Raw genomic sequence first — 26,977 nt, 5'->3', positions numbered from 1 at the left:
GTCACCGGTTCGGCATCTCGAAGGGGCGGGCCGTGTCGAGGTGCTTGGACCAGCCCGACGCGCATCGCACCGCACACGCCGCTGCGACCACCGCGACGCCGGTCAGCATCACCGGGTACGTGACGTAACGAGCCAGGGCCGCGAGCGCTGCCGGCAACAAGAAACCGACATAGGCCAGTGAGTAGTACACCCCGGTGATGCCCGCGAGCTCGTCGGGCGCGGCGATGCGCTGGATCTCGAGGAGTCCCGAGACGATGGCGATTCCGTAGGCGCTACCGAGCAGCATCGCGACGAGCACGGCCAGCACGGGCGACCGGGTCAGCGCGGTGAACACCGCGGCGAGGATGCCCGCGATCATCAGCACCATCGACACGACCACGGCTCGGGCGCTCGACACGTCGTCGAGGCGCCGAGCGATCGGTTGCACCAGCACGCCGCAAGCCAGGGTCAGCACGGTGAGCCCGGCGGTGTACAGCAGCGCCCACTGCCCGAGCTCGTCGGCGACGAGCGCGGGCACGATGGCGTAGGCGATGGCCGCGGAGCCAAAGATCCACGGCGCCATGGGAATCACGACGTGGGTGAAGCGACGATGTGTAGCGGCGGGCACGCGGAGACCTTGCAGCAGGCTCCGCGTCGAGCCTTCGGTGCGGGTTTCGACGGATCGGGTCAGCACTGCCCACAGCGCGGGCGCGCACAGCACGACGTGGACGACGTAGGTGAGCACCAGCGGCAGGGGCGCGAAGGCGGCGAGCAGACCCGCGCACAGCGGGCCTGCACCCAGACCCATCGACAGGCAGATCGAGGCGCGGCGAGCGCCGGTGCCCGGGTCGGCGTCGTCGAACGGCGGCTTCGACAGCTCGGTGATCCACGCCGACCCGACCGCCATCGCAATGCCCACGGCCAGACCGCTGAGCAGACGTCCGCCGAACAGCGCCGAGAACCCGGCGACGTCGCCAACGGCGAGGGTCAGGCTGCCGATGGCCGACGCGACTACCCCGACGGCCATGACCGGACGGCGACCGTGCCGGTCGGACAACGTGGATGCGAGCAGCAAGCCGGGCACCAACCCCAACACGTAGGCACCAAGCAGGACGTCGACGTCGACGCGGGAGTAGCCCGCCTGCTGGGCGTAGGCAATCAGCAACGGGGTGAATTCGTTTCCGCCCCAACCGATGCAGAAGGCGGCGAAGGCGACGGCCAGCCAGGCCCGTCGCGTCGTGGTGGCCGCGACGGACCGCATCGTGCTGGTCATCGGATCGTCACCCGGTAGGTCGCCTCCAAGTGCCCGACGAGGGCAGCTTCGAAGCGGGCCAGATCGCGTGCGCCGATTGCGGCGGCGAGCTCGTCGTGCTCGTCGACCAGGGCGGCCAGCCGCGAGGACTCGGAACGGGCGGCGTCGGCCATCATGCGTCGCTGCCGCTCGCTGATGGAGCAGTAGAAGCGGTGCGCAATGGCATTTCCCGCCACCTCGACGATGCGGCGGTGGAAGGCGTCGTCGGCAGCCGCGAACTGGTGTACGTCACCGGCGGAGGCGGTGTCGCGCTGCTGGGTGATCAATGCGGTCAGATCGGTGAAGAGTGCGTCGACGGCATCAGCGGATCGGCACAGGCGGCGGACGGCCGCGGTTTCGAGCGCGAGGCGCATCTCCAGCACGTCGGTCGCGTCATGGGCAGAGATCGGGACGACGACTGCGCCACGGCGGGGCATCAGTTCGAGTAGATCTTCGGCGGCCAAGCGCAGGAATGCTTCGTGCACGGGGGTGCGGCTGATCCCCAGCTGCGCCGCCATCTCCACTTCGCTGAGCAGCTGACCGCCGCGAACGCCGCCGGAGAGGATCTGCTCCTTGGCGATGTCGTAGGCGCGCTGGGCGCTCGAGGTCTCGGTCACGACGCCACGCTAACACCTTGCATGCAAGCTTGCATGCAAGGTGTCGGCGACGTCACGTCGGCGCGTGAGCGTGCAGACGCCTACCTCGGCGCCACCTCGACGGCCCGCTGTGCCGCGCGGTGAAGATCGAGTCGCGAGTACACCCCGAAGGAACTTCCGTCGTCGAGGAAACCACCGCCCGGCCCCAGGGTCTGCGTGAGGATGGCGTTGGCCTGGTCGAGTGACAGGTAGGGATAGGCCGCGGTCAGCAGGTAGCCGGCTTCCGGCGCGACCTTGCCGACGTCAACCGCGTTCTGCCCGAATACGCTTGGCAGGCCATAGGTTTGAGTGGTGTCGACGAAGACGGCGTTGGCCTCGGGTTGAGAGAAACGGCTTTGGTCGTCCCTCGCGCACGCGGCGACGGCGTTCCCGCACGCCGTGGCGAGCGCCGCGGACAGATCGTTGCGAGCCGCGGCCAGCGCCTGGCGGAAGTCGTCGATTCGCACCCCACCCCGGTCGACGCCCACGTACTGCGACGTGTTCGCCAGCAGATGCGCCATGTCGTAGGTCGCCAGCGTTCGTCCGCCGAGCACGTCCATGGCGAAGTGCGCGCCGATGATGATGCGGTCGTTTCCGTACTCGGCGGCTCGCGCCATCATCTCCGGGTAGCGATCGGGCACCAACAGGGCCAGCACGAGCGATTCGGTGTAACCGTAGGTGGTGTGGCCGCTGGGGAACGACGGGCTGTCGACGAGATCTTGGGCCGGCCCGCGCAACCAGGACGAACTGTCGGACGGGGCGCCGAAGAAGTCGGGCCCGTCGTAGGTCACCAGGTGCGGCTCGGTCTGGAACGGTCGGGAGTTGCCGTAGGCGTCGGCGCCCTCGCTTCCCGCGGGTCGGGCGTATGCCTTGCCGAAGACGTCGGTGACCCCGCCCGCCTGACGCAGGATCGACGACGCCTCAGCCGACACCGGCTCCTTGCCGTCGGTGGTGGCGTTGGCGAAGAAGTACTTTCCCGCGTTGGAGTCGGCCTTGGTCGTGTTCGACGCGAAGGCGATGACATTCGCGACGCTCGGAGAGACGTTGGTGAAGTCCTCGTTGCCGTCGGCGTCACGGGTGACCGACGTCAACCGTTGATAGGCGTTGCCCAGCGAGGTCCCCAGGCCGTCGGCGAGCTGATAGGCGTTGCCGTCGGTGATGAAGGCGTCTCGCAACGCCTGCTGCTGCTGATCGGCGAAGGGAAGGAGCGTCGGCTGGGCGGACGTCCCGTCCTGGATGGCCCCGGTGACGGTCAGATTGGCGGCCAGGGCGGCCCGGCCGGCATCGGTGCCGCCGAGCGTGGTGACGGGCACCAGCCCGCGGAGGACGGCCAAACTCGTCGCCCTCTGGGCCGAGGCCGTGGCGGGGCACAGCAGTGCGCCGACGGTCACCATGACGACTAGCAGACATCCACGCAACGTCACTCGAGAATCCTTTGATGGGGGAAGGACCCATCGTAGGAATCACGTCCGGCTCGTCGCATGGTTTCCCGGGACTCGGCTGCTGCCTGGAGTCCAAAAGACGCCAGCTGAGGATGTGTCGCCGCGAGTTGGTACATGCCCCCAATGGGCATCCGCGAACAGCTTCATCGAGATGAACTTGGTAGACATCCTCGGCCGGCGTCTACGAAAAAGATACTAAAAGTATCGTTGCGAGCGAGGCTTTCGGACCGTGATCCTCACCACAGGTCTAGGCCCAGGCTCAGCCCTGCGGTGAGTAACCCGGTCTGGCGAGCAGGTCTCGGATGCCGGCGTCGATGAACGCGGTGTCCACGGGGTTTGGCCCTCCCCCGGCGAAGTGACCCCAGACACCGGGAATGACGCGCACCTCGCCGTGGGCGATGAACTGCGTCGCCCACTGCTCGTCTTCGGGAGGGAAGTAGAGATCCTTCTCGGCGGGCATCGCCAGCAGCGGGCAGCGAATGGAGGCGAGCGCCTTCTCGACGTCACCACCGAAACTCGGTGTGTTGCCGACGTTTCCGCTGTGCCAGGTGCGGAGCATGGTGATCAGGTTGTTGGGATCGCGCCCGTCGCGGAAGAAGTTCTCCCAGAAGCCGTAGAGGAAGTCGTCGAGGGAGGTGAACCCCATCTCACGCCACGCCTCGTCCCAGTAGAACGCTTGGGAGAATCCCCACCCCGAATACACCCGGGCGAAGGCGCGCAATCCCTTGACGGGCAACGCGTCCGGAGAGTAGTCGCCGTCAGCCCACGCCGCGTCGGCGGTGAGTGCGGCGATCAGGGACTCGAGGAAGACCTGGTTGTGCGGCGCGGTCTTGCTCGACCCGCAGAACGGTGCGGCGCGTTGGACCATCTCCGGGTGACTCACCGCCCATTGGTAGGTCTGGCCGGCACCCATCGACCATCCGGTCACCAGCGCGATCGTCGACGCCCCGAACTTCTCGGTGACCAGTGCGTGTTGCGCCTCTACCTGGTCGTAGAAGGTGACGGCCGGAAAGCGGGCCCGATCGTAGGGCGACGGGGTGTTCGACGGCGACGAGGAGAGTCCGTTGCCCAGCATGTTGGGCACGACGATGAACCACTCGTCGGGGTTGAGGGCCTTGTCGGTGCCGATCAACCACTCGTTGTCGGTGTGCCACCCCGAGTACCACGTGGGGTAGACGATGACGTTGGTCTTGTCGGCGTTGAGCGTGCCGTAGGTCTTGTAGGCCAGCGTCGCGCCTCGCAGCGTGGCGCCGCCCTGGAGTGTGAAGTCGCCGAGTTCGAAGTACTCGGCATCGGTGGGTGCAGGCATGAAGGATTCCTTGACTCTAGGTGCTGACCGCACACTGTCCGCGGTCGACGCGTTGTGGACCCTGCGCCGACGGCCGGACGTCGATGTCGAAGATCGCCGTCGGAACATAGAGCGTGGCACAGGAATTCGGGACGTCCACGACCCCCGACAGGCGTCCTTCGACGGGCGCCGCGCCCAGCATCAGGTAGACCTGTTCGCGCGTCCAGCCAAATGTGGACAGGTACTCGATCGCGTTCAGGCAGGCGTTCTGGTAGGCCAGAGTGCTGTCCAGGAAGTGCTGGGTGCCCTTGCGGTCGACGGAGAAGCCGACGAAGGTGAGGAATTCGGAGTATCGCGGTTCGACGTTGCCTGGCATGAAGATTGGGTTGGTGGTGACGCGGTAGGTCTCCATTCCGCCCTTGATGATCTCGACTCGGAGGTCGATGTATCCACCCATTTCGATGGCGCCACAGAACGTGATCTCACCGTCGCCCTGAGAGAAGTGCAGATCACCCAGCGACAGGTTGGCGCCGTCGACGAACACCGGGTAGAAGATTCGGCTGCCCTTGGAGAGGTTCTTGATGTCCTGGTTGCCACCGTTCTCGCGTGGCGGCGCGGTCCTGGCCGCCTCGGCAGCGACGCGCTCGTACTCGGCGCCGGTGAGGCTACCGAGGACCGCGTTCGGCGGCAGTGGCGGCAACGCCAGTGGCGGAACGCGTTCGGGATCCGTCGCGATCAGCGCCGCTTCTCTGGCGTTCCAGGTGGCGAGCAGATCCGCACTCGGCGCGGTACCCATCAAACCCGGATGGATGAGCCCGGTGAATTCGACACCCGGGATGTGCCGGCTGGTCGCCGTCTGCCCGGCGAAGTCCCATACGGCCTTGTAGGCCTGCGGAAACCAGTCGGTGAGGAAGCCGCCGCCGTTGTCCTTGGCGAACAGTCCCGTGTAGCCCCAGCCCTGGCCGGCCACCGGACCGGTCTCCTGCGGAACGGGTCCGACGTCCAGGATGTCGACCACCAGTAGGTCGCCCGGCTGCGCTCCTTCGACGGCGAACGGTCCGGAAAGCTGGTGCACCATCGACAAGTCGCAATCGCGGATGTCGTTCGCGTCGTCGGAGTTCACGATCGTTCCGTCGAACCACTCCTTCGATTCGACGCGGAACGTGTCACCCGACTTGACGGTGGCGACGGCGGGAATGTCTGGGTGCCAACGGTTGTGGCCGACCAGCTCCTGCTCGCGAAACGGCTTGGCTTGATCGACGGGGAATATGACGTCTGGCACGGCGGTCTCCTCAATCAACCTCGGGAACGAACGGGACTCTTCGGTGGAACTAGGGCCGCGGCCGGCCTGGTGACTACGCAGGCGGGAGCGGTACCGATCGGAAAGGACACTCGCGTGAAACCATGTGCGAGACAGCGATATTGGTGACCAGCCATGGCGCGCCTCCCGCTGACCGACGGCATTGCTCCCAAATGGGATCAATATCGCTGAACCTACACCCCCGCTGCGGAACGTCAAGCGCAAGCGCACGGTCTGCGCCAGTTCGCAGCGAGCTCTACGGTAGGGAGGTCTCCGTCACCAGAGACGAACAGATCCGCGCGATCGTCGGCTCGACGTCACGGAGGAGCCCTTGACCATGGGAGGACAAGCGCAACGTCGTCCTGCGACGGTCACGCGGGGACAGCGTGCGGAACACTGCGCCAAGCTCCACGAGGAAGTCGACGATGCGAGTCGCCGACGTCGACGGGACGACCACGGCGTCGACGAGGTCGGACATCGAGCAGCCCGGATTGGATTCGATGTGAGCCAGGGCGCGCCAGCGATCCACCGTGAGATCGCTACTCGACAGCGCGGCCTCGAGACGTGCGGTCACGACGGCCGCCCGCCGGAGCAATTCGAGGGTATCCGCGACAGCTTCCATGACCTGCCTTCTGCAAACGACTCCACCCGCGGCCAGACCGCAGCCCGAGCCAGCATGCCAGATGGCGCGCCGGTTCTGGAATCTCACGCGTGCAACCCCACGGACTATCGAGTCGCCCTCGTGCTGCCTCGGCGGGGTCCGGCGGGCATGTTCGGTTTGGAGTGCCATGCCGCAGCGGAACTGGCGGCCGCCGAAATCGACGCAGCGGGCGGCGTCGCCGGTCGCAGCGTGCAGTTCGTCCACGTCGACGGCAGCGGCGACCCGGCGGCAGTGGCCACCACGATCGGGGCACTCTTGGAGACCGGCTCGATCGACGCCGTCACCGGGTGGCACCTGTCGAATGCGCGCCAGGCCATCGCCAAGGTCGTCGGCGGCCACGTGCCCTACGTCTACGCCGCGGCGTACGAGGGTGGCGAGCGTAGCGACGGCGTGCTGTGCAGCGGGGAAGTTCCCGGCGACCAAATCGTGGCCTCACTGCACTGGTTGCGCGCCGAGGAGCGGCTGCGTACGTGGTTCATCGTCGGCAACGACTACGTGTGGCCCCGCGGAACAGCCGCCGCGACGCGAGTCGGGTTGCGCGACACCGGTGTCGAGATACTCGGCGAGAGGTTCGTGCCCCTCGGCACCCACGATCCCGAGAGCTGGGACCGCGTGCTGAACGCCATCGTCCACAGCGGCGCGCAGGGCGTGATCTCGCTGCTGGTGGGGTCGGACGCAGTGCGCTTCAACCGAGCATTTGGCGAGAAGGGCTTGGACGCGACGATCACCCGCTTCAGCCCGTTCACCGACGAGACCGTGATCCTCGCCAGTGGTGCCCGAGCGACCGCGAACCTCTTCATCTCTGCGGGATGGTTCGCCGGTCTCGACTCCGCCTCGGCCGCCGATTTCACGGCCGGCTTTGGGCGCGCCTTCGACCTCGTGAACGGGATCGGACCGGCCGACGAGTCAGCCGCCCCGCCCCCGGGCACCATGGCCGAGACCACGTACTCCGGGGTCCATCTGCTCGCGGGAATCGCCGGCACCTCGATGCCGACGGTCGAGGATGCACGACGCGCCTTCCACAAATGGGGATGGGACTCGCCTCACGGAGCGGTCGACCTGCACCGGGGGTCCGCGCGGCATCCCGTCCACATGGCAAAGGCGCGCGGTGTCGAACTCGACGTCGTCGCCCGCGTGCGCTGACTGACCCTCGGGCACGCAGGACCGCCCCGTCTGGCCCGATCGGGCGATCGAAGAAATTGGTGCACGGGCACCACTGCCGGCGGACTTAGCATCGACTATGGGTGACTTGCGCCCTCCGTCCCCCGATCGGCGGACACCAGATTCCTCCGTCCTTTCCACCACTCGACGGACAGACTCGCGGTGACCGCCAGGACATAGTCGTCTCATCGCTGAATTGCAGCAAGAGACTACTGACACAAGAGGTTTGACGACGATGACGAACGACGGGTTCGAATGCCACGGCGAGTATGACCGTCATGCGGCACTGCTGTGGGCCACGAAGACCGCCGTGGCCGCGTTCGTCGACGACCGACCGCCGCCGTACGACGATTGAGGCGCCAGGCCCCGATCTACCGAGACATGGTCGTCCGCGAGCGCGTCATCGTCCCGTCTCGATCGGGTAGCGGTAGCTCTCCTTGAGAGTGTGCAGGTGCACCCAACTGTGCAGCTGCGTCACCGCCGTCAGGTCCCGAACCCGTTCCAGGGCGGTCACCACGTCGGCCAGGGTGTCGGCGTGCAGCGTCGCAACCACGTCGTACCGCCCGATCGTCGTGGCCAGGAATCGGATCTCGGCCAACTGACGAAGCTGTTCGACGCCGTCGCCCGCTCGTCCCCGCATGCGGACCCCGAGCCCGACGTCCACCTTGCGTCCCTCCCTGCCCGGCGCTGCGATCGCACCGATGCGGACCACCTCGGCCTCGATCATGCGCAGGGTGCGCGCACGAGCCGTTCCCACCGAGACCCCCGATCCGGCGGCCAGCGCGGTGTAGGGCATCCGGCCGTCGAGCTGCAACAACGACAGCAGCCGCCGGTCCACGGCGTCGAGCCACGCCGCCGAGACCTTCGTCGGTCCGAGGACGTCGCGCACGAGATCGGTGTAGACGAGCGTCTCGGTCGACTCGACGCCGTCCATGGAGCGAATGACGTCGAGCAGTTCGGAGAGTTCGACGTCATCGTGGGCGCGGACCTCGGCGATCAACGGATAGGCACCGCTGGCCAGCGACACGAATGGCACCTCGGGGCGGGTGGCGAGGCGGCTGCCGACCTCGACGGCCGGGGCGTCGGTGGCTATGGACACGTGCGCCAGGGAGCGCACGCCGACGGTCTCCGGATGCACCATCCCGACCACGCGCACGTCGGTCGTGTGCAGCAGTGCCGCGAGCCGCTTCGAGGCCGTCGTACGGGACACCCCGAGGCGCGTTGCCAACTCCCCCGGGCCAATCCGCCCGTCGAGGCGCAACGCCGCGAGGATGTGGTCGTCGAGGTCGTCGAGTCGAGCACCGGCGCGCAGGTCATCTGAACTTAACAATCGTCGAACACCTCGCCTTCACCGCACAGATCTGCAGTCTGACAGCATGCGGAAGCATATTCGTGCGTTATCGACCAGCAATGAATGCAAATCATCGAATACACGCGATACCGGTGCATATCTGGTGTTGATGGTTCGCACCGTCGCTCTTACGGTTTCACTGCACCCTGCAGCCCACCCACAGGAGTACTCATGAACCGGCGGAGCCAGCCTGCGTACGTCGCCACCATCGTCGGTGCGGCACTGAGCGCCGTCCTGCTCAGCGCGTGTGGCGGCGGCAGCACGCCGAGTGCGGCGTCAGGCAAGTCCCCCGCCGGACTGCTTCAAGCGGGCCAATTCTCGGTGTGCACGGACCCGGAGTACCCGCCGATGGAGTACCTGGAGAATGGGGACACGGCCAACCCGACGGGGTTCGACTCCGACGGTGCCCGTGCGCTCGGCAAGCTCTGGGACGTCAAGGTGGTCTTTCAGAACACCTCGTTCGACGGTCTCATCCCCGCGTTGAACGCCAAGCGTTGCGACATCACCTGGTCTGCGCTGTACGTCAGCCCCGAGCGCCAGAAGGTCGCCGACGGTGTCCCGTTCATGAAGACCGGCCCCGGGTTGATCGTCCGCAGTGGAGACGATTCCATCCGCACGGCCGACGACCTCTCCGGCAAGACCGTGGCCGTGCAAGGCGGCGGATCGAATGAGCTGACACTCAAGGACCTCTCGGAGAAGTTCGCCGCCGCGGGCAAGCCGGGCATCACGATTCAGCCCTACCCGAAGACCGCGGAGACGGTCGCCGCAGTGACCAACGGCAAGGCCGACGGGCTGATCGAAACCGACGTCGCCGTCGTCGACATGGTCGGCAAGTCGGGCGGCAAGCTCGTCTCCAAGCCCGGGATCTTTCCTGCGGAGACCCAGTTCGGGGTGTTCACCCGCAAGGGCTCGGAGCTCACGCAGCCCGTCACCGCCGGGATCAAGCAACTGATCTCCGACGGAACGCTGCCGGACCTGGCCAAGAAATACGGACTCGATCCTTCTCGCCTCGTCAGCCCCTGACCGCGATGGACTTCGAATGGGACATGTTCACCGCTGCCCTGACGTCGAGCGCGTTCCTTCACGGCGCCATGTTGTCGGTCGCGCTCGCGGTGTGCGCCATGGTGCTGGCGTCGATCGTGGGTTTCGGTGTCGCACTGCTGCGGATCTCGTCCAACCGGATCGCCACCGCCATCGGAGGCGCCTACGTCTGGTTCTTCCGGGCCATTCCGACGTTGCTGGTCCTGCTGCTGATCTGGAACGCCGGGCCGCAGCTGCTGCCTGCGTTGCGGGATGACTGGTTCACGCCCTTCCTCGCGGCGCTGATCGGCTTCTCGATCGTCGAGGCCGCGTACATGGCGGAGATCCTCCGATCGGCGCTGCTCTCCGTCGACGACGGACAGCACCTTGCGGCCCGCGCCCTCGGCCTCCCACCGCACAAAGTGTTGTTCAAAGTGGTTCTGCCGCAAGCCATCAAGGTCGCAATCCCCCCGTCGGGCAACGAGCTGATCGCGATGTTGAAGTACACGTCGCTGGCATCGGTGATCTCGCTGCGTGAGCTCCTGACCACCGCCCAGTCGCAGGTGTCGGTCACCTTCCGCTACGCCGAGTACTACTCGGCCGCGCTGATCTACTACCTGGTGATCGTCTCGGCGCTGATGGCCGTGCAACACGTCGTCGAGCGCCGCTACCGCTGGATCTCGGCGGGGCGGGTCGGCCAGGGTGCCAACCCCACGGTCACCACCGCGGTGCCCGCATGAGCGCGCCCGTCCTGCAGGCGGTCGACCTGCATCGCCGTTACGGAGACACCGAGGTCCTCAAGGGCGTCGACTTCACGGTCGCGCGAGGCGAAGTCAAGGCGCTCCTGGGTCCGTCGGGCTCGGGCAAGTCGACGATCTTGCGACTGATGGCGCTCCTGGAGCATCCCGATGCCGGTGAGATTCTGTTGAACGGCAAGCAGGTTGGCGTCAGCACCTCGTCCAACGGTTCGACGCGCCGACTCCCCGAGCGCCACTTGGCCGTGCAACGCCGCGACATCGGCATGGTGTTCCAGCGTTTCAACCTCTTCGCCCATCTCGACGTCCTGCGCAACGTGACGCTTGCGCTCACCGAGGTGGTCGGCCTGAGCAAGGCCGACGCCGTCACCAAGGCCGAGGCGATGCTGCAACGGGTGGGCATGGCCGACCGGTTGCGGCACTACCCGAGCGAATTGTCCGGCGGTCAACAACAACGGGTGGCGATAGCCCGCGCCCTGGTCACCAACCCCTCGGTGATGCTCTTCGACGAACCCACCTCCGCACTGGACCCCGAGTTGGTCGGCGAGGTGCTCGAGGTGATGGAGAGTCTCGCCGACGCCGGCATGACCATGGTGGTGGTGACCCACGAGACCCGGTTCGCGCGACGGGTGGCCGACGAGGTCATGCTCTTCGACGGCGGCGTAATCGTCGAACAGGCTCCTCCTGACCAGTTCTTCGACGACCCCGGCCACGACCGCACCCGCCAGTTCCTCTCCCATCTGCGTGGGGTGGGCCACTGATGCGCGCACCCCTCGCGGTCTACACCGACCTCGACGACGGTGACGATCCCACGCCGGGAATGGAACTGTTGCGTGCCAACGGTTTCGAGGTGGACTACGCGCAGTCCCGCGACCCCGACGTCCTCGCCGCCGCGGCCAGGAACGCCGAGGCGCTGCTGGTTGGTTATGCGCCAGTCGACGACGCCCTGCTCGAGCGGTTGCCCAAGCTGCGCGTCATCTCGCTGCTGTCGAACGGCTCGGACAACGTGGACGTCGAGGCCGCCTCGCGCCGCGGGGTGTGGGTGGCGACGGTGGGGCCGGTCGCCAGCGAGGAGGTCGCGACCCACGCCTGGGCGCTCACCCTCGCGCTGATCCGCCGGCTTCCGTTCTTCATGCGCTCCGGCGTCGAGCACCCGTGGGACGCCCGACCCGCTGAGGCCCCGCGGCGGTTGTCCGACCTCGTGGTGGGCATCCTGGGTCTCGGCTCCATCGGCCGTCGCTACGCCGAGTTCGCCCGCGGGGCGGCGCGACGCGTGGTGGCCGTCGAACGTCCCGGCGCCGCGGTCGTACCGGGGGTGGACGGCGTGCCCTACGCGGAACTGCTCGCCGTCAGCGACGTGCTTGCCGTGTTCCTGCCCTTGACCGACGACACCCGTGGGTTGCTCGACGCCGCCGCCTTCGCGCAGATGCCCCGGGGTTCACATGTCGTCAACGTCTCCCGAGGTGCGGTCGTCGACGCCGACGCACTACTCGCCGCCGTCGAGTCGGGCCAGCTGGCGGGCGCCGCACTGGACGTCTTCACCCAAGAACCCCTGCCCGCTTCACACCCGCTGCTCGCCCATCCCAGGGTGTTCACGACACCGCACGTCGGCTTTCTGTCCGACAAGACCGACGCCGAATACGTGCGACGCCAAGCCGACGCGGTGGTGTCCTGGCGTACCAACGGCCGTCCGAATCGCGCCATCAACGAGGTGCGGCCATGACGGAACTGCAGCTCTATCAATCGATGTGGGCGATGGAAGACCTGCCGTGGCGGGGCACACCGTGGACGCTGTCCGAGCAGGTGACACGGATCGCCGAGGCAGGCTACGCGGGCGTCGGAGTCGACTTGGGCGCCCGGCAGACTCCCGCGGCGACCGACATCGCCCCGATGCTGGCCGCGCACGGCCTGCGCGGATGCGTTCTGGTGTTCGCCTCCTCCGACGACGACATGCGCGAGGCGATTGGCTACGCGAGGACGATCGACGCGGACTGGATCATCTGCTGTGCACGGGTATTCGGATTCGACGTGCCCCGACTGGCAGACCTTCTCGGCACGTGGAGCCAGATGTGCGCGGACGCCGGCATCGAGATGCAGCTGGAGACGCATCGCAACACGGTCACCAACGACCTGCGGTTCACCTGCATGCTGCTCGAGGGCCTCGACGAGTCGATCGAGCTCGCCGCCGACTTGTCGCACTACGTCTGCGCGCACGAGATCCCCGAGGCACCCGATCCGGACTACGACTCCCTCGTCGCCACCGTCCTCGACCGATCGGGCTCCCTGCAGGGGCGGATCGCCACGCGGGCCCAAATCCAGGTGCCGCTCGGTCATCCCATGGCGCAGCCGTGGGAGGCCCGGTTCCGGGACTGGTGGGCCACGGGGTTCGCATCGCTGCTGCGCCGGCACCCGGACCGGCCGGTGCGCTTCGTCACCGAGCTAGGGACCACGCCGTATGCGATCACCGACGCCCACGGAGTGCAGGTCTCAGACCGTTGGGCGGAGTCGACGACGTTGATGGATTGGGCTGCAGCGGCCTTCGATTCGGCACGCGGCACATGACCGGCGACGGCACCACGAGGATTGGACGGCACACGATGCACGAGGTCGACTTCAGAATCACCTCGACGGGCAACCGCGTGGCGACGGGACCACTGACCAGCGACAGCTCCCAGCGCGCACTGATTCCTGCGCGCGCGTACACCACCGCCGCAGCCCACGAGGTCGAACGCGAGCGGATCTTCGCCGCCGGCTGGGTATGGGCCGGATACGCCCACTGGGTGGCCGAAACGGGACAGGTCAAGCCGATCACCGTTGCGGGACGACCACTTCTGATGATCCGGGGTGAGGACGACGAGCTTCGCGTCTTCCACAACTCGTGCCGGCACCGCGGGATGGCACTGACGGAGGAGCCGGTCAGGGTCAAGCGCCGCCTGCAATGCGCTTATCACTGCTGGTCCTACGACCTCGACGGCAGCCTCGCGGTCACCCCGTACTTCCAGCGCGAACGGCAGGGCCGTGGCGGGCCTGCCGACCCGCGGGCGCTGGGCCTGCTGCCAGTGGCCAGCCGGGTGTGGGCCGGGATGGTGTTCGTCGACCTTGGCGAACGCGACATGGACGCGGCCACGGCGTCCTTCGACCGGTTCGTCGCGCCGCTGGCCCAGCGGTGGTCGCACATCGACTTCGACCGGATCCGGCTGGCCGACGAGCGAGTCTTCGACATCGCCGCCAACTGGAAGCTGGTCGTCGAGAACTTCCTCGACTTCTATCACCTGCCCTTCATTCATCCTCAGGTCGGGCCGGTGAACTCCTCACTCGACGTCGACGACGAGGCACTGGCGCCGGAGATCATCGGCGGCTGCTATCCGCGGGGGGCGACGGGAAAGGCGGCGAAGACGTCCGACGCCCTGCCGTTCCTTGGCGCAGTCCCTCCAGAGAAGACCGAGAGTCAAGACATCTTCTGCGTGTTCCCCAACGCGCTGCTGTTCCTGGAGGCGGACTGGTTCCAGGTGATCGGTTTCGACGCGGTGAGCGCCGATCGCACCGTCGAACACATGGCGATCTTCGTCGACCAGGACGGGACATCCGAGGATCACTCGGTCAACCGCAAGCGCCTGGCCGAGGTCCTGTTCGGGGTCAACGAACAGGACCTGCCGATCCTGGAGAAGCTGCAGGCGGGACGCCACTCGCCGGCGTCCGACCGAACTAGTCTGGTGCCGCACTGGGATCAAGTGACCGCGATGTTCCAGCAGCTGGTCGCCGACCGGGTCGGCGGCCCAAACGCCGGGGACAGCCGAGCATGAGCATCGAGCGCCGCGACCCCGCGGCCACCGAGGCCGAATTGCGTCGAGAACTGGCCGCGGTGTACAGACTGGTCGCCCACTACCGGATGACCGACCTCGTGTTCACCCACATCTCGGTGCGCTTGCCCGGCGAGGAGGACCACTTCCTCATCAACACCTACGGGTTGTTCTTCGACGAGATTACTGCTTCGAGCCTGGTGCGAATCGACCTCGACGGCTTAGTCATTGGCGACACGACTCATCCCGTGAACCCGGCCGGGTTCGTCATCCACGGTGCGATCCACGCTGCGCGCCAGGACGCGATGTGCGTGCTGCACACGCATACGCTCGCGGGATGCGCAGTGGCGGCGTCGGCGTCGGGACTCCTTCCGGTGAACCAAATCTCGATGGAGTTCTTCGACCGCGTTGGCTACCACGATTACGAAGGCGTGGCGCTGAATCTCGACGAGCAGAAGCGGCTCGTCCACGATCTGGGTGAGCACGACGCACTGATTCTGCGCAACCACGGCCTGCTGACGGTGGGCGCGACTCCGGCGCGGGCCTTCCTGCGGATGTACTACTTGAACAAGGCATGCGAGATCCAAGTCGCGGCATCCCGACTCGGCGAGCTGGTGGTTCCGGACCCCAGCATCAGCGAGCACACCGCGCAGCAGCTCACCGGTGAGGCTGCCGGGGACGACTTCACCGACGACGTGGGCTACGACCTGGCCTGGGCGGCAATGCTCCGAATGATCGATCGCACGCAGCCGGACTACCGCGACTGATGACTTGCCGGGGCGGCTGTCTCAGGGTCTCTTCGGACGCACGAGCACCGGCCCCCGCCGTCGGGCAGGGGCCGGTGTCGCAGCGGTGGAGCGTCAGACGGCGAGCAGGCGATCGAAGAACTCGCGGTAGCGCTTGAGTGCGATCCGCAGATCCTCGGTCGACGCCTCCTCGCCGCGAGCCCACTGCTCCTCGAGTCGCGACCGGGCATGGGCAAAGCTGGACGTCAGCTGGTCGACGAGGTCGGAGACCAACCCGTCGGCCTTCTGCACGCACTCCTGTGGATCGTCGACGAAGCCGGCCTGAACGCTGTCCCACCGGGCACGGAGCCCGACCATCTCGTCGTCGGCGAAGAGGTCGTCCCCGACTGCCGGTTCGGTCGCCGATCCGTGCTGTGTGACCTCGCCCCCCGCCTGCTTGTCGACCCGGTCGTCCGCCACGTGCCCGAGACGCTCGTCCGACGGTCTGACGAGACGCTCGTCGCCCGGCTGAGCCACCGTCTCCGTCGACGACGGTTCCGACGTCGACCAATCGTCATGTCTCGCAGTCTGATCGGCGAAACGGGCGTTCTGATCGTGTTCGATGTGTTCATCGTGGGTGGTCATGCGCGTGCCTCCTGTGACTTGTCATTCTCCGATTCGAGCAACTTCGTGAACAGTGCGCGGTAGTGCACGAACGCCTGGCGCTGTTGCTCGGTGCCGACGTCCCGCTTCTGCTGGGCAAGATGGATGTCGTGTGCCGCGCGATAGTTCGCCACCACCGTGGGATGGTCGACCGAGATGTCGGCGGCCTGGCGGTCGAAGTCGTCCACCGGGTAGCCACGCTCCCGCATCACCTCCGTGACGAGCAGATCGGCTTCCCCCACCGCGCTCGACGGATGGTCCACGAACGCGGTCTGCACCGCCCGCCACCGGTGGGCGAAGCCGTCCAACGCCGCGGGGCTCAGGGGCCGGATGTCGAGCTTGTCCCGCTTGCGCTCGCGGGACATGAGTTCCTTCTCGGCGAGCTTCTCGTCGCCGGCCTCGTAGACCGTCCGGTCGTACTCGGGTCCGAATCGCTGTTTGAGCCGGTCGGAATCTCGTCGACCTCGAGTGGCGACGACGAACACCGTCACGAGGAGGATTACGACGACGATCGCAATCACTATCCATATCCAACTGGGCATTTCGGCTTACCTCCCGTGCTGCACGGGGCGTACCCCGCAAGTTGTCGACACGACGAGTCGTCCACGACCGAGACTGTGAGGGCTCGGAAACGTTGCGACGCTTGGTGACTCATGGCCGTCTCTCGGGGGGCCGAAACCCTTCGGAGGGGCCTGTGTCGCTGAATGTCGGTGCGTGACGCTCCTTCCCGGTCGGCCAGGGGCTCAGTCGACCACCGCCGGGGGGTAGTTCACTACACCCCTAGGGAGGTAACGGTGCACCTAGCTGCGGGGGACGGTGCCAAATCGGAGCGTCATGGGCTGGGACGACAGGTTGCCGCGGCGGATATCACCACTGGCGGGCAACGCATTTCGCTCATGACGCCGCTAGGCGCTGATTTGTGGCGGCTCGTCAGGTAGGTGGGGGCCGGTGGCAGCAGTGCCGTTGGGTCCGGTGCGGAACATGACGTCGTATGAGCGCATGCCTTCGGTGTGGGAGCGGCGTGGCGGTCCGAAGTCGAAGGTGGCCAGGTATTCGCCGGTGGACGCCAGCTCGGCGCTCACGGTGTCCCTCACGGCGTCTCGCAACGCGTCCTGCGACAAGGTGGCGGAGACGGTGACCGACGTCGTACCCGTTCGGGATGTCACACGGTCGACCATGAACAGATTATGCGACGTCAAGCCCCAATCGGCTCGTCGTGCGGTATCTGGTCCCGGCAGGGTTCGGATCGGCGTGGGGCGGGCACAACAATTGGTGGGTCCCGCTACTTCATCGGCGCACGATCGCTCGATGGGGTGCACCCCAGAGTGAAGCCCCGCCGCGTAGTTGCGTTCAGCCAAGAGCGCGCGGCGGGGCTTCCACCCGCTTGTCTACACCGACCCACCGACATCGCTCCGTGACGGAGGTCCGCAAGGCCGCGACCAGCCCCTTTCGACGGGTCCGCGCGTCGGGATGTCACCGGCTCGTCTGATGACGTGGACGCGTCACCACCGATCCTTGCGGCTGATCTCACATCTCTTCGGTGATCGATCACGGCTTCTTGGTCATCGCTTGGCGGCGTGCGCGGGAAGCGCGCAGGTTGGCCGCGTTCCCGCACACGCGTACGTCGTGCCAGACTCCGCTGTTGTTGCGTGACCGGTCGTAGAAGACCGCTGCGCACTTGGGATTTCGACACACCTTGACGCGTCTCCAGGTGTCGGCAAGCTGGGCACGCAAGATCACCGAGAGAACCAGTGACGTCAACTGACGGGCACCACTGCCGCGCGGTCGCAGCACCACGGTTCCGTCACCGTTGAGTTGGAGCCCCGCGGTGGCCGACTGCAGCGGTCCGTCGGAATGGGGATCGGCACCGTCATGATTCATCGCCGCGACATGCCGCAGATCGGCGCGAAGGGCGCGAAGGCCGTCGAGGTCGTCTGCGAGAAGCTCGATCTCGACGCGCGGGCTTTTGGTCGCCGCGGCGAGGCTGTTCAGGCTGGTCTCGAGCCAGGCCCGTGCCGAATCGAGGTCGGCGAGGAGGTCGACCCGGTTGGGCTTTCCACCCGACACCGTGTTCATCAGGTCGTGCACCAAACCCAATTCCCCGGGCGCCGCGTCCATCGCGAAGTCGGACGTCGCCCGCCACGAGACTGCATTCATGGTGACAGCCTACCCGTAACTTCTTTGGCTATGTCGCAACTATGCATGGTCGATTCGTAGCTTGCTCAGCAGGTCGACCAGGTCGTCGACGTCGGCGGCCGTGGTGCGCCAGGACGACACCGAGATGCGCATGACGGGCTCGCCCCGCCAGACGCTGGTGCCGAACCAGGTCCGGCCCGAGGCCTGCGCCGCGGCCACGATGCGTGCCGTCTGCTCGGGGGTGTCGGCGCGGGCGATGACCTGGTTGATCACGCCCCGGTTGACCACCGTGAAGCCCGACTCCTGCAACTTGCGCGAGATGTCGGCTGCCATCGCCACGGTCCGCTCGACCAGGTCCGCGACGCCGTCGCGCCCCAGAGTGCGCAACGCCGCCCAGATGGCGATGCCTCGAGGTCGCCGGGAGAACTCCAGGGTCACGTTCTTCTGCGAATCCGCCGACGTGCTGGAGTACGCCGCGTCACTGGTCATCGTCTCGGCCAACTGGTCGCGGTCGGCCAGGATCACCATGGCGCTGTCATAGGGGGTGTTGAGCCACTTGTGACCGTCGACGGTCCAACTGTCGGCCCCCTCCACGCCGTCGGTCAGATGCCTGTGCACGGCAGAGGCGCGCGCCCATAGCCCGAAGGCACCGTCGACGTGCACCCACGCGCCAGCGGCTCGGGCGGCCGGAATGATCTCGTCGAACGGGTCGAATTCGCCCGTGTTCACCTCACCGGCCTGCAGCACGACGATGGTCTTGTCGTCCAGGGGCGGCAGCCGGGCGGGGTCGACGCGTCCGAACACGTCGGTGGGCGCGAGCACGACCTGCGCCGTGCCGAAGCCGAGGACTCGCAGCGCCTTGGTGACGACGACGTGCGCCAGCTCCGAGGCGACCACACGGATGACGGGAGCCCCGGCCAGCCCGTGCTCGTCGACGTCCCAGCCGTGGCGCTGCAGGAGTGCGCGTCGCGCCGACGCCAGGGCGATCAGCGTGCCGGCTCCGGCACTGGTGGTGAATCCGACGGCCGCCGTATCGGGCAACTCGAGCGCGTCGAGTACCCACCGCGACGCGACGGCTTCGACCTTGGCCGCCGTCGGCGAGGTCACGTGGGCCAATCCGGCGTTGTCCCAGGCGAGTACCAGTCGATCCGCCGCCGCTGCGGCGGGAAGCGCAGCGCCGGTGACGAAGCCGAAGTACCGGCCCCCGTTCGTCTCCACCGTCGCCGGGCTGCCGTAATCGTCGAGCAGTTTGAGCGTCTCGGCTGCATCACGACCGTGGTCCGGCAGGTCCTCGTCGAACGTGACGAGGTGTGCCAGCGCGTCGGCCGTCGGGAACACCGGCCGCGTGCCGATGCCCGCGGTGTAGCTCCGGGCACGGCGGTCGGCGTCCTCCATGAGCTGCAGCTCTTGACTGAGGCTAATCATGTTTACTTCTTACACCATCGGACCGCATGGCACCACCCCACGACGTGCACCTCGCGGCGCGAAAGCGCCGGTCAACGGCTTCGCTCCCACGGGCGACCATCCTCGAGAAAGTCGTCCCGCAACAGTCGCGGGGTCGCATCCGCGTCCAAGTACGCCAAGGAGGGGCCATGCCATTGCGCTGGGGCAACGCCTACCGCACGCGTGCCAATCGGATGGCGATCCAATGCACGTTCTGCGGCGAAGAGTCATCCCACGCCGACCGGTGCACCACGTGGCCTCCCCGCTGACCGTTCACGACACGGCGTGGCGCACCCCGTTGCGGCCCAACGAGACCGTCTCCTTGACCGACACCGCCCGTTGACGCCGATGACTCCTTAGGCCACCGGTGAACCGAGGACGAAGTCGGCACCCACTCGGCCCCGGCTCGCATCGGCCTGACCTGCCGCGTCGTCATGGGGCGCGCCAAGCACCGGGGCGCTGACATCGGTGAGGAGTTGGTAGTGGCTATCCTCGAGGGTGACGTCCAGTGCGCTGAGGTACTCGTCGAGCTGTGCTGGCGTCCGCGGTCCGATGATGGGTATCACCGTGGTGGCGAACCGGCGACTGCGCTCGAGTTCCCATGCCATGGCCACCCGTGCTGGGGTGGAACCGATCTCGGCCGCCACCTTGAGCACCGCGTCGACGACCGCGGTCTTCTGGTCGCTGTCCTCCCGCTGGATGACCACGCCCAGGCTGGTGAGGCGTCCTTCGTCGCTGCTGCGGTACTTGCCGGTGAGCAGGCCCCCTCCCAGCGGGGAGTACAGCACGGCACCAAGGCCAAGTCCCTCGGCCATTGGAAGGATCTCCCGGTCGGCGCTACGTTCGACCAGGCTGTACTCGGTCTGGACGCCGATGATGTTGGCCGACTGGCCGCGTTCGGCGGCCAGACCGGCGGCATACGCGCTGCGCCACGCGGGAAAGTTGGACAGTCCGGCGTGCAGGATCTTCCCGGAGTTGACCAGAATGGCTATGGTCTCGACGATTTCGTCGACGGGGGTGACGAAGTCGGGCCAGTGCACCCAGTAGAGGTCGAGGTAGTCGGTGCGCAGCCGGCGCAGTGTGTCTTCGAGCGCCCTGGTCATCACCTTGCGGCTGTTGCCGGTACGGGACACACCGGGCGCGGCAGTAGCGCCCTGGGTGAACTTGCTGGCCAGGACGAATTGGTCGCGGTCGGCTCCGATCAAATCGGCCAGGAAGGTCTCGGACTGGCCGAACTGGTAGACGTCGGCCGTGTCGAGGAAGACGCCGCCGGCGTCGACGTAGTCGGCGTACATCGTCTTTGCGTCGTCGAACTCGGCTCCCGATCCCCAACCGGTGCCGAAATTGGCCGTGCCGAGCGCCAACTCCGAGACACGAAGTCCGGTGTGCGTTCCGAAGGTTTTGTACCGCATGGGTTTACTCCTTGTCAGTCACGTGGCGGGCGCCACGCGTCGATCGTCATCTTGCTGTCTTGCGGCTAGTCACCCGAAGTGCGGTGTGGTCGGTGGGGCTCGCCACACTCAGTCGGCGCGGCGTAGACGGGGGAACAGTTCGTCGGCTCGACGATTGGTCAGCGAGTCGCGCTGCCCGTCGGTGAGGACGTCGGTGCCGCGCAGCGCCCCCGCCAGGCCCTCGACGACCCAGTCTGCGGTGAACGGATAGTCGCTGCCGTACAACAGCCGTTCTGCACCAACGAGATTGAGCAACGCCGGGAGTGCCCGTGGCAGGGCAAACCCTGCCACGTCGTAGTGCAGTCGCTGCAAAGCGCCCAGCACGTCCACGGGTGCCGACGGAGACTCCATGACTGCGAAACCCGCGATACGGTCGGCCACCACCGGCAGCGCCGCGCCGGCGTGGGACACGATGAACCTGACTCGCGGATATCGGTCGAGAACCCCGTTGAGGATGAGTGCGGCGACTGCCCTCGTGGACTCGAACAGGAACTCGAGCATCGGTCGAGGTCGGTTCAGGGAGGTCTGCTGCCAACAGGCGGGCGAGGTGGGGTGTATGTGCACCACCGCGGATCGCTCGTCCAGTTCTGCCATCAACGGCTCGAAGTCCGGATCTCCCAGATAGATTCCCGCATAGTTCGTGTGCAAGGCGATGCCTTCGACCCCGAGGCGGTCGAACGCCCTGCGGGCCTCGACGACCGCCGCATCGACGTCGGGCAGAGGCAACGAGGCAAACAGTCCGAACCGGCCCGGGTGCGCCGCGACGAGGGCCGCACCCTCGTCGTTGACCGTACGCGCCAGCCGCACGGCACGGTCGACGTCATCGTCGAGCAGCACACCGGGCGAGGACACCGACAGCACCGCGGCGCGGATGCCGATGCGGTCCATCACCGTCAGCGCAGTGGCGGGGTCCCACTCCGGCACTGACGGCATACCGTCGGGACGGTCGTGGCCTGCGTCGATCATCGCCGTCCGCAGCGACGGCGTCACGAAGTGTGCGTGCACGTCGATGGCGCCATCCAGGGGCGGCGTACCAGACTCACTCATTCCGAATATCCAGTCGGACAGACCGTTTGAGACTCAGGAACTCACGCTGGCCGCAGACCACGGCGTTCTCCTCTCGACGGGTTGGATACAGTTCACCATACCCAGCTTGTGTGGCGGAAGGGTCAATCGCTACTGCGACGTCGACCCCGAGAGCCGCGCGTCGACGACCGAATGCCCCACGTACCGCTCGAAGATCCGCCAGCCCCGCGCCGTCCGGCGCAGGCGGTCCAGCATGGGCGAGTAGATCCAGATGCCCGGCAACCCGGTTTCGCCGTTCACGACACCCGGTTCGGGTAGCACCCCTGGCTCGCCGTGAGGGCTTCCGTAGCGCACGAGCAGGTTCTGGTAGCGGACCACGACCCCGTCGGGTCCGTCGGCGTCCACGATGTGATTGGTGGCATGGCGGGCGACTCCGGGACGAGGTAGGGATAGTCGTCGCGGAAGAAGGCGCGCAGTCCGTCGTGACCGTGCACCGTTCCCTCGAAGTGATAGGTCGTCGAAACGGGCAGGAACGACTCCACCATGGCGTCGACGTCCCACACTTCGAAGAGCCAGTTGACGCGGTTGACGAAGTCGACTGCGGTGATCCTGTCCTCGGCCGGAAGCGTGCCCTGAAGGGAGACCCGGGGGAAGATCGGCCATGAAAGGTTTTCTCGTATAGGTCATTTGGGGCTCAGATTGCCTTGAACGCGGCGACGGTGTCGGCGATGCCCCGTTCGACGGGAAGTCGTTCCATGCTCGAGGCCCCCAGGAATCCGTTCAGTCCCTCGGTGTGTTCCTTGACGTATTTCCAGTCGGTGCTGGTGGCGATGGGGCCGCCGTGGGCCAGGACCAGGACGTCGGGGTTGAGGCGCCGCGCCGTGTCGAGGATTCGTTGGCATGCCGCTGCGGTGTCCTCGAGCGACGCGGCGACCGAGGCGCCGACCGAGCCGGAGGTCGTCAGTCCCATGTGGGCGACGACGATGTGGGCGTGGCCGTCGGTGACCATCGCCTCGGCTTCTTCCTCGCTGAAGACATAGGGCGCGGTGACGAGGTCGCGCTCGGCGGCCGCGCGCATCATCGCCACCTCGACGTCATATCCCATGCCGGTGGCTTCGAGGTTGGCCCGAAAGCTGCCGTCGAAGGCGCCAACCGTTGGAAAGTTCTGCACCCCAACGTAACCGGCTGCCTTCACCTCGTCGAGGAATGTCGGCATCCGGCGGAATGGGTCGGTGCCGTTGACGCCGGCGAACACCGGCAGGCCCGCCGCGACCGGGATGACCTCACCGGCCATGTCCAGGACGATCGCGTTTGCGTCGCCATATGCCAGGAAGCCGGCCAGCGAGCCGCGTCCCGCCATGCGGTACCGCCCGGAGTTGTACACCACCAGGAAGTCCACCCCACCGGCGTGTGCCGAGCGCGCGGACAGCCCGGTGCCCGCCCCGGCGCCGATCAGCTGACGTCCGTCGCGGTTCTGCTGGCGGAATGAGGCAAGCACTTCGTCGGCGTTGTGGCTCACGAGGTTTCCTCCGGGGTGAACGTCAGGTAGGAGAGCAGTTCTTCGACCATGGCGTTGGCGAAGCGGTCGTCGTTGACGTCGACGGCCAGTTCGACCAGGGCGACGGAGTCGTCGAGGTGGGTGCGGATTGCGTCGAAGAGCGCCTCGTCGGCATCGGCGTCGTACAGGGGCCCGTCGGCGGTCGACAGTGCCGACGTTCCGGCCAGAGGCAAGAAGAGTGCCGTCGGGCCACGGCCGCGGTTGAGTTTGGCAGCCAGTCGTCGTCCCAGTTCGGCGGCCTCACCGGTGTTGGTGCGCATCAGGGTCATCTGAGCGTTGTGGGCTACGAGACGGCGACCGCGATGCTCGGGAGCGATGCGATCCAACGGACCGAGGTTGACGATGTCGAGCGCCCCCACGGAGACGACCTGCGGTGTCGCGGTGTCCGCAGCGGCGGTCAGGCGGCTGGGGCCCGCCGACATCACGCCGCCGACGAGGTCGTCGGCGAGCTCGGTGGTCGTGAGATCCAGGACGCCCGCGAGGGATCCGGCGCGGATCAGAGCCTCGAGCGACTCGCCACCAGAGCCGACGGCGTGAAAGACCAGCGGTTCGTACCCGGCCGTTTCGACAGCAGCCCGTGCGCTTTCCACGGCGTGGGTGGTCACACCGAAGGACGTGATGGCGATCATGGGTCGACCGCCCGCGCCGGGGCCACGCGGTTCGTCGTCGCGGGCCGCAGCGATGCCGGCCATCCCCACGATGGCTCCAGCGGCGTTGTCGACGATGGACCGGGTGACGGGGTTGAGGCCGGCGATGTCGAGGACGGCATAGGTGAAGGTGATGTCTTGGCCGTGGACGTGGGGCCGCATGTCACCCGCGGCGACGGTGGAGACGATCAGCTTCGGAACGCCTACGGGCAGAACGGCGAAGGCGGCTCCGGCCAGGGTGGTCCCGCCACCCCCGCCGAGGGCGACGACGCCGTCGAGGCGTTTTTGGTCGTGCAGCGACCGAAGGACGATCCCCGCGCCGCGGGCCATCGTGTCCACGGCGTCACCCCGGTCGCCGCGCGCCGACAACTCCTCGACAGTGGTACCTGCTGCCGCGGCGACGGTGAGGTTGTCGACGTCGGCGTCGACTGCCGGCTCGCCGACTCCGACGTCGACGAGAATCGCTCGAGCCCCGAGTCGGCGAATCTGCTCGGCGAGATGCCGGTGTTCCACGCCCTTGGTGTCGAGTGTCCCGACGACGACGACGCTTACCACGACAGCGTCACCTTGCCGACGTGTCGTGCCGTCCGGAAGTATTCCAGGGCAGTCGGCAAGTCGCCGAGCCCGAAGGTGCGGTCCACCACCGGACGGATGTCGTTGTCCTGCAGTGCGCGCACCATGTCCTGCTGGTGGCGCCGACTGCCCACCACGATGCCGTGCAACCGGAGTTGTTTCATGGTCAGCGACCCGGTGTGAATGGCACCCGAGGCGCCGTCCAACACGCCGATCAACGAGATCTGCGCACCCACCCGGGCAGCATCGATGGACTGCGGCAACGTCCCCGATCCCCCGAGTTCCACCACGAGGTCCGCGCCGCCCGTGAGATCGGCGACGTGACGTCCCCAGTCGGTTACCTCCCGGTAGTTGACGAGGTGGTCGGCGCCGAGCGCCTTGGCACGTTCCAGCTTTGCCTCCGAGGAGGACGTGGTGACGACCGTGGCGCCGGCCATCTTCGCGAACTGCACGGCGAACGTGGCCACCCCGCCGGTTCCGAGGACCAACACCACGTCACCCGGCTTGACCCGTCCCTCGACGATCACGGATCGCCACGCCGTCAGACCGGCCACCGTGAGCGTGGCAGCTTCGTGGGCTGACCAGCCATGGGGCGCAAGGGTGAAGTGACTGGCCGGGACGACGACGACGTCCTGGGCATACCCCGGCGGTCCGATGCCCGGGGTGGCGGCGAAGGCGTCGCGGGTGGGGGCACCGTCGGCCCACTCCGGGGTGAAGGCGGCGAACACGGCGTCACCTTCGGCCAGGTCGGTGACGCCGGCACCGACTGCCTCGACGACGCCGCCGCCGTCCGCCAGCGGCACGTGCCCCACCGCGGTATTGGGGTCCCCGATCACCAGACCGTCGTGGAAGTTCAGTGAGCTGCCGTGCAGGCGAACCCTGACCTCCCCTGGTTGGGGGTCCCCGGGATCGGGGACGTCCACGACCTCGAGTGGATTGGTGGTGCCTGGGCGCTGTACGACTACCGCTCTCATCGCGTCACTTCGTCTGCGGTTGCGGCGAAGAGCACTTTGCCCGCACGCCCGTAGGTGCGTGCACGCTCCATGGCGGCGACGTGATCGCTCAATGCGTAGGCTGCTTCCACCGGGGTGCTCAGCTCACCGTCGGCAACCAGGTCGACGAGCTCGGTGTAGACCCGGTCGATTTCTTCGGCGGGGGCGGTGCGCAGCCAGTGGTTCAACCAAAAGCCGTGAATGTGAAGTCCTTTGAAGTTGAGTACACCGGCGGGAACGACGACGGGCTTGCCGCTGAGCGCAGCGAAGCTGACGATCTGGCCGTCGTCGGCGATGTGGGGCAGCAAGGCGTCGACGAGTGGGCCACCGACTCCGTCGAGTATCACCGCGACCTGTTCCTCTCCGAGAACGCCGTAGAGCTGAACACCGAGGGTGTCGTCGGCAACCACGACGTACTGCGCTCCGGCCGCCCGCAGCGCGTCCGCTGCAGCGCTGCTGCGGACGACGTCGATCAGTCGGAGGCCCGCGCGGGCTGCCAGCGTTCGCACGAAGGCACCGAGCCCGGAGTTGGCCGCGGTCTGAACGACCCACGACCCGGACGGTTCGGCTTCGGCGAAGTCGACGAGCAGGTACGCGGTGGCCGCGTTGATCGGGACGGTGGCCAGTTGGAGCGGATCTGCGTCGCGATGCACGGCCACCACGTGCCGCTCGTCGACCACGATCTCGTCCTGCCAGGTCCCCATCGTGTCCGACGGCAGCACCAAAACGCGCTGTCCCACCGCGGCGCGTGTCACCCCGCCACCAACTTCGCGCACGATGCCAACGCCTTCGGCGCCGACCGGGGAGGGCAATTCGGGCCGGATGCCGTAGTGGCCGTCCAGCACGAGGAAGTCCGACGGGTTGAGCGGGGCCGCTTCTATCTCGACGCGCAGCTCGTTGGAGGTGACCGCTCGTGGTTCGGCGTCGACCAACGACACCGAACCAGGGTCTCCGTAGGCACTGAATTGAATGGACTTCACCGCGTAACCCCGCATCTCTTGGCCGCAATTGCGACGTAACCATAACTAGTACATATATGTCTTACCGACGGCGGCACAACCCTGTCAACCCGGATCTTCG

Annotated in this window: 27 protein-coding genes; 8 read left to right on the top strand and 19 right to left on the bottom strand. The window is 67.0% G+C overall.

Annotated features, from left to right (window positions below; translation table 11 throughout):
* Position 1 precedes the first annotated feature (1 nt).
* The 6 genes from H7K45_RS05685 to H7K45_RS05660 form a co-directional block, all read right to left on the bottom strand.
* Positions 2 to 1,252: an MFS transporter gene (locus H7K45_RS05685; RefSeq protein ID WP_263994809.1), complete on the bottom strand. Its 1,251-nt coding sequence runs from the start codon at positions 1,250 to 1,252 to the stop codon at positions 2 to 4.
* Positions 1,249 to 1,887 (bottom strand): GntR family transcriptional regulator, encoded by a 639-nt coding sequence (locus H7K45_RS31425; RefSeq protein ID WP_263994808.1) that lies wholly within the window; start codon positions 1,885 to 1,887, stop codon positions 1,249 to 1,251. Before H7K45_RS31425 ends, H7K45_RS05685 begins: the two co-directional genes overlap by 4 nt.
* Before the next feature lie 80 nt (positions 1,888 to 1,967).
* A complete protein-coding gene (locus H7K45_RS05675) occupies positions 1,968 to 3,329 on the bottom strand; it encodes a phosphatase PAP2 family protein (protein ID WP_263994807.1) in 1,362 nt (453 codons plus the stop codon).
* Positions 3,330 to 3,606: 277 nt separating this feature from the next.
* Positions 3,607 to 4,656, bottom strand: coding sequence for an alpha/beta fold hydrolase (locus H7K45_RS05670; RefSeq protein ID WP_263994806.1), 1,050 nt, complete (start codon positions 4,654 to 4,656; stop codon positions 3,607 to 3,609).
* A gap of 16 nt (positions 4,657 to 4,672) precedes the next feature.
* Entirely contained in the window at positions 4,673 to 5,917 is a 1,245-nt protein-coding gene (fmdA, locus tag H7K45_RS05665; RefSeq protein ID WP_263994805.1) for a formamidase, read from the bottom strand.
* Between the two features lie 274 nt (positions 5,918 to 6,191).
* A complete protein-coding gene (locus H7K45_RS05660; RefSeq protein WP_263994804.1) occupies positions 6,192 to 6,557 on the bottom strand; it encodes a MarR family winged helix-turn-helix transcriptional regulator in 366 nt (121 codons plus the stop codon).
* A gap of 54 nt (positions 6,558 to 6,611) precedes the next feature.
* Here H7K45_RS05660 and H7K45_RS05655 point away from each other — a divergent pair, with 54 nt between their 5' ends.
* Positions 6,612 to 7,739 (top strand): substrate-binding domain-containing protein, encoded by a 1,128-nt coding sequence (locus H7K45_RS05655; protein WP_263994803.1) that lies wholly within the window; start codon positions 6,612 to 6,614, stop codon positions 7,737 to 7,739.
* 418 nt (positions 7,740 to 8,157) lie between these two features.
* On the opposite strand, the gene H7K45_RS05650 is transcribed toward H7K45_RS05655, so the two are convergent.
* Complete coding sequence (locus H7K45_RS05650) at positions 8,158 to 9,087, bottom strand: Lrp/AsnC family transcriptional regulator (RefSeq protein WP_263994802.1); 930 nt, start codon at positions 9,085 to 9,087, stop codon at positions 8,158 to 8,160.
* A gap of 192 nt (positions 9,088 to 9,279) precedes the next feature.
* On the opposite strand from H7K45_RS05650, the gene H7K45_RS05645 reads away from it, so the two are divergent.
* The 7 genes from H7K45_RS05645 to H7K45_RS05615 are packed head-to-tail and all read left to right on the top strand — an operon-like array spanning position 9,280 to position 15,450.
* Positions 9,280 to 10,131: an ABC transporter substrate-binding protein gene (locus tag H7K45_RS05645; protein ID WP_263994801.1), complete on the top strand. Its 852-nt coding sequence runs from the start codon at positions 9,280 to 9,282 to the stop codon at positions 10,129 to 10,131.
* Positions 10,132 to 10,136: 5 nt separating this feature from the next.
* Positions 10,137 to 10,868 carry an amino acid ABC transporter permease gene (locus H7K45_RS05640; RefSeq protein WP_263994800.1) on the top strand — a complete coding sequence of 244 codons (732 nt, stop codon included), beginning with the start codon at positions 10,137 to 10,139 and terminating at the stop codon, positions 10,866 to 10,868.
* A complete protein-coding gene (locus tag H7K45_RS05635; protein WP_263994799.1) occupies positions 10,865 to 11,644 on the top strand; it encodes an amino acid ABC transporter ATP-binding protein in 780 nt (259 codons plus the stop codon). Before H7K45_RS05640 ends, H7K45_RS05635 begins: the two co-directional genes overlap by 4 nt.
* A complete protein-coding gene (locus H7K45_RS05630) occupies positions 11,644 to 12,606 on the top strand; it encodes a C-terminal binding protein (RefSeq protein WP_263994798.1) in 963 nt (320 codons plus the stop codon). Before H7K45_RS05635 ends, H7K45_RS05630 begins: the two co-directional genes overlap by 1 nt.
* Positions 12,603 to 13,445: a sugar phosphate isomerase/epimerase family protein gene (locus H7K45_RS05625; RefSeq protein ID WP_263994797.1), complete on the top strand. Its 843-nt coding sequence runs from the start codon at positions 12,603 to 12,605 to the stop codon at positions 13,443 to 13,445. Before H7K45_RS05630 ends, H7K45_RS05625 begins: the two co-directional genes overlap by 4 nt.
* A gap of 35 nt (positions 13,446 to 13,480) precedes the next feature.
* On the top strand, positions 13,481 to 14,686 hold the full coding sequence (locus H7K45_RS05620; RefSeq protein ID WP_263994796.1) for an aromatic ring-hydroxylating oxygenase subunit alpha: 1,206 nt from the start codon (positions 13,481 to 13,483) through the stop codon (positions 14,684 to 14,686).
* Positions 14,683 to 15,450, top strand: coding sequence for a class II aldolase/adducin family protein (locus tag H7K45_RS05615; protein ID WP_263994795.1), 768 nt, complete (start codon positions 14,683 to 14,685; stop codon positions 15,448 to 15,450). The genes H7K45_RS05620 and H7K45_RS05615 overlap by 4 nt, the downstream gene beginning before the upstream one ends.
* Positions 15,451 to 15,543: 93 nt before the next feature.
* On the opposite strand, the gene H7K45_RS05610 is transcribed toward H7K45_RS05615, so the two are convergent.
* The 12 genes from H7K45_RS05610 to H7K45_RS05555 form a co-directional block, all read right to left on the bottom strand.
* Positions 15,544 to 16,053, bottom strand: coding sequence for a hypothetical protein (locus H7K45_RS05610; RefSeq protein WP_263994794.1), 510 nt, complete (start codon positions 16,051 to 16,053; stop codon positions 15,544 to 15,546).
* Positions 16,050 to 16,613: a hypothetical protein gene (locus H7K45_RS05605; protein WP_263994793.1), complete on the bottom strand. Its 564-nt coding sequence runs from the start codon at positions 16,611 to 16,613 to the stop codon at positions 16,050 to 16,052. Before H7K45_RS05605 ends, H7K45_RS05610 begins: the two co-directional genes overlap by 4 nt.
* A gap of 363 nt (positions 16,614 to 16,976) precedes the next feature.
* Positions 16,977 to 17,249 carry a hypothetical protein gene (locus H7K45_RS05600; RefSeq protein WP_263994792.1) on the bottom strand — a complete coding sequence of 91 codons (273 nt, stop codon included), beginning with the start codon at positions 17,247 to 17,249 and terminating at the stop codon, positions 16,977 to 16,979.
* A 370-nt stretch (positions 17,250 to 17,619) separates the two neighbouring features.
* Positions 17,620 to 18,228: a CGNR zinc finger domain-containing protein gene (locus H7K45_RS05595; RefSeq protein WP_263994791.1), complete on the bottom strand. Its 609-nt coding sequence runs from the start codon at positions 18,226 to 18,228 to the stop codon at positions 17,620 to 17,622.
* A gap of 39 nt (positions 18,229 to 18,267) precedes the next feature.
* Entirely contained in the window at positions 18,268 to 19,632 is a 1,365-nt protein-coding gene (locus tag H7K45_RS05590) for a pyridoxal phosphate-dependent decarboxylase family protein (protein WP_263994790.1), read from the bottom strand.
* Between the two features lie 374 nt (positions 19,633 to 20,006).
* Positions 20,007 to 21,062 (bottom strand): aldo/keto reductase, encoded by a 1,056-nt coding sequence (locus tag H7K45_RS05585; RefSeq protein WP_263994789.1) that lies wholly within the window; start codon positions 21,060 to 21,062, stop codon positions 20,007 to 20,009.
* A 108-nt stretch (positions 21,063 to 21,170) separates the two neighbouring features.
* Complete coding sequence (locus tag H7K45_RS05580) at positions 21,171 to 22,148, bottom strand: amidohydrolase family protein (protein WP_263994788.1); 978 nt, start codon at positions 22,146 to 22,148, stop codon at positions 21,171 to 21,173.
* Positions 22,149 to 22,277: 129 nt separating this feature from the next.
* Positions 22,278 to 22,532: a hypothetical protein gene (locus H7K45_RS05575; RefSeq protein WP_263994787.1), complete on the bottom strand. Its 255-nt coding sequence runs from the start codon at positions 22,530 to 22,532 to the stop codon at positions 22,278 to 22,280.
* Positions 22,533 to 22,821: 289 nt separating this feature from the next.
* Positions 22,822 to 23,646, bottom strand: coding sequence for a phosphoenolpyruvate hydrolase family protein (locus H7K45_RS05570; RefSeq protein WP_263994786.1), 825 nt, complete (start codon positions 23,644 to 23,646; stop codon positions 22,822 to 22,824).
* Positions 23,643 to 24,887 carry a Tm-1-like ATP-binding domain-containing protein gene (locus H7K45_RS05565; protein ID WP_263994785.1) on the bottom strand — a complete coding sequence of 415 codons (1,245 nt, stop codon included), beginning with the start codon at positions 24,885 to 24,887 and terminating at the stop codon, positions 23,643 to 23,645. Before H7K45_RS05565 ends, H7K45_RS05570 begins: the two co-directional genes overlap by 4 nt.
* Positions 24,881 to 25,879 (bottom strand): zinc-dependent alcohol dehydrogenase family protein, encoded by a 999-nt coding sequence (locus tag H7K45_RS05560; RefSeq protein WP_263994784.1) that lies wholly within the window; start codon positions 25,877 to 25,879, stop codon positions 24,881 to 24,883. Before H7K45_RS05560 ends, H7K45_RS05565 begins: the two co-directional genes overlap by 7 nt.
* Complete coding sequence (locus H7K45_RS05555; protein WP_263994783.1) at positions 25,876 to 26,877, bottom strand: zinc-dependent alcohol dehydrogenase family protein; 1,002 nt, start codon at positions 26,875 to 26,877, stop codon at positions 25,876 to 25,878. The genes H7K45_RS05560 and H7K45_RS05555 overlap by 4 nt, the downstream gene beginning before the upstream one ends.
* Between the last annotated feature and the right edge of the window lie 100 nt (positions 26,878 to 26,977).

The sequence above is a fragment of the Mycobacterium yunnanensis genome, assembly GCF_025823185.1.
GTDB classification, from domain to species: Bacteria; Actinomycetota; Actinomycetes; order Mycobacteriales; family Mycobacteriaceae; genus Mycobacterium; species Mycobacterium yunnanensis.
This window is presented reverse-complemented; position numbering and strand designations above follow the sequence as displayed.

Bases quoted from the DNA above. Each gene is read 5' to 3' on its own strand.
- H7K45_RS05655 (WP_263994803.1), top strand. From the start codon at position 6,612: ATGCCAGATGGCGCGCCGGTTCTGGAATCTCACGCGTGCAACCCCACG.
- H7K45_RS05600 (WP_263994792.1), bottom strand. From the start codon at position 17,249: ATGGTCGACCGTGTGACATCCCGAACGGGTACGACGTCGGTCACCGTC.
- H7K45_RS05640 (WP_263994800.1), top strand. From the start codon at position 10,137: ATGGACTTCGAATGGGACATGTTCACCGCTGCCCTGACGTCGAGCGCG.
- H7K45_RS05670 (WP_263994806.1), bottom strand. From the start codon at position 4,656: ATGCCTGCACCCACCGATGCCGAGTACTTCGAACTCGGCGACTTCACA.
- H7K45_RS05615 (WP_263994795.1), top strand. From the start codon at position 14,683: ATGAGCATCGAGCGCCGCGACCCCGCGGCCACCGAGGCCGAATTGCGT.
- H7K45_RS05560 (WP_263994784.1), bottom strand. From the start codon at position 25,879: ATGAGAGCGGTAGTCGTACAGCGCCCAGGCACCACCAATCCACTCGAG.
- H7K45_RS05645 (WP_263994801.1), top strand. From the start codon at position 9,280: ATGAACCGGCGGAGCCAGCCTGCGTACGTCGCCACCATCGTCGGTGCG.
- H7K45_RS05595 (WP_263994791.1), bottom strand. From the start codon at position 18,228: ATGAATGCAGTCTCGTGGCGGGCGACGTCCGACTTCGCGATGGACGCG.
- H7K45_RS05685 (WP_263994809.1), bottom strand. From the start codon at position 1,252: ATGACCAGCACGATGCGGTCCGTCGCGGCCACCACGACGCGACGGGCC.
- H7K45_RS05635 (WP_263994799.1), top strand. From the start codon at position 10,865: ATGAGCGCGCCCGTCCTGCAGGCGGTCGACCTGCATCGCCGTTACGGA.
- H7K45_RS05620 (WP_263994796.1), top strand. From the start codon at position 13,481: ATGCACGAGGTCGACTTCAGAATCACCTCGACGGGCAACCGCGTGGCG.
- H7K45_RS05605 (WP_263994793.1), bottom strand. From the start codon at position 16,613: ATGCCCAGTTGGATATGGATAGTGATTGCGATCGTCGTCGTAATCCTC.
- H7K45_RS05580 (WP_263994788.1), bottom strand. From the start codon at position 22,148: ATGAGTGAGTCTGGTACGCCGCCCCTGGATGGCGCCATCGACGTGCAC.
- H7K45_RS05630 (WP_263994798.1), top strand. From the start codon at position 11,644: ATGCGCGCACCCCTCGCGGTCTACACCGACCTCGACGACGGTGACGAT.
- H7K45_RS05660 (WP_263994804.1), bottom strand. From the start codon at position 6,557: ATGGAAGCTGTCGCGGATACCCTCGAATTGCTCCGGCGGGCGGCCGTC.
- H7K45_RS05585 (WP_263994789.1), bottom strand. From the start codon at position 21,062: ATGCGGTACAAAACCTTCGGAACGCACACCGGACTTCGTGTCTCGGAG.
- H7K45_RS05590 (WP_263994790.1), bottom strand. From the start codon at position 19,632: ATGATTAGCCTCAGTCAAGAGCTGCAGCTCATGGAGGACGCCGACCGC.
- H7K45_RS05625 (WP_263994797.1), top strand. From the start codon at position 12,603: ATGACGGAACTGCAGCTCTATCAATCGATGTGGGCGATGGAAGACCTG.
- H7K45_RS05610 (WP_263994794.1), bottom strand. From the start codon at position 16,053: ATGACCACCCACGATGAACACATCGAACACGATCAGAACGCCCGTTTC.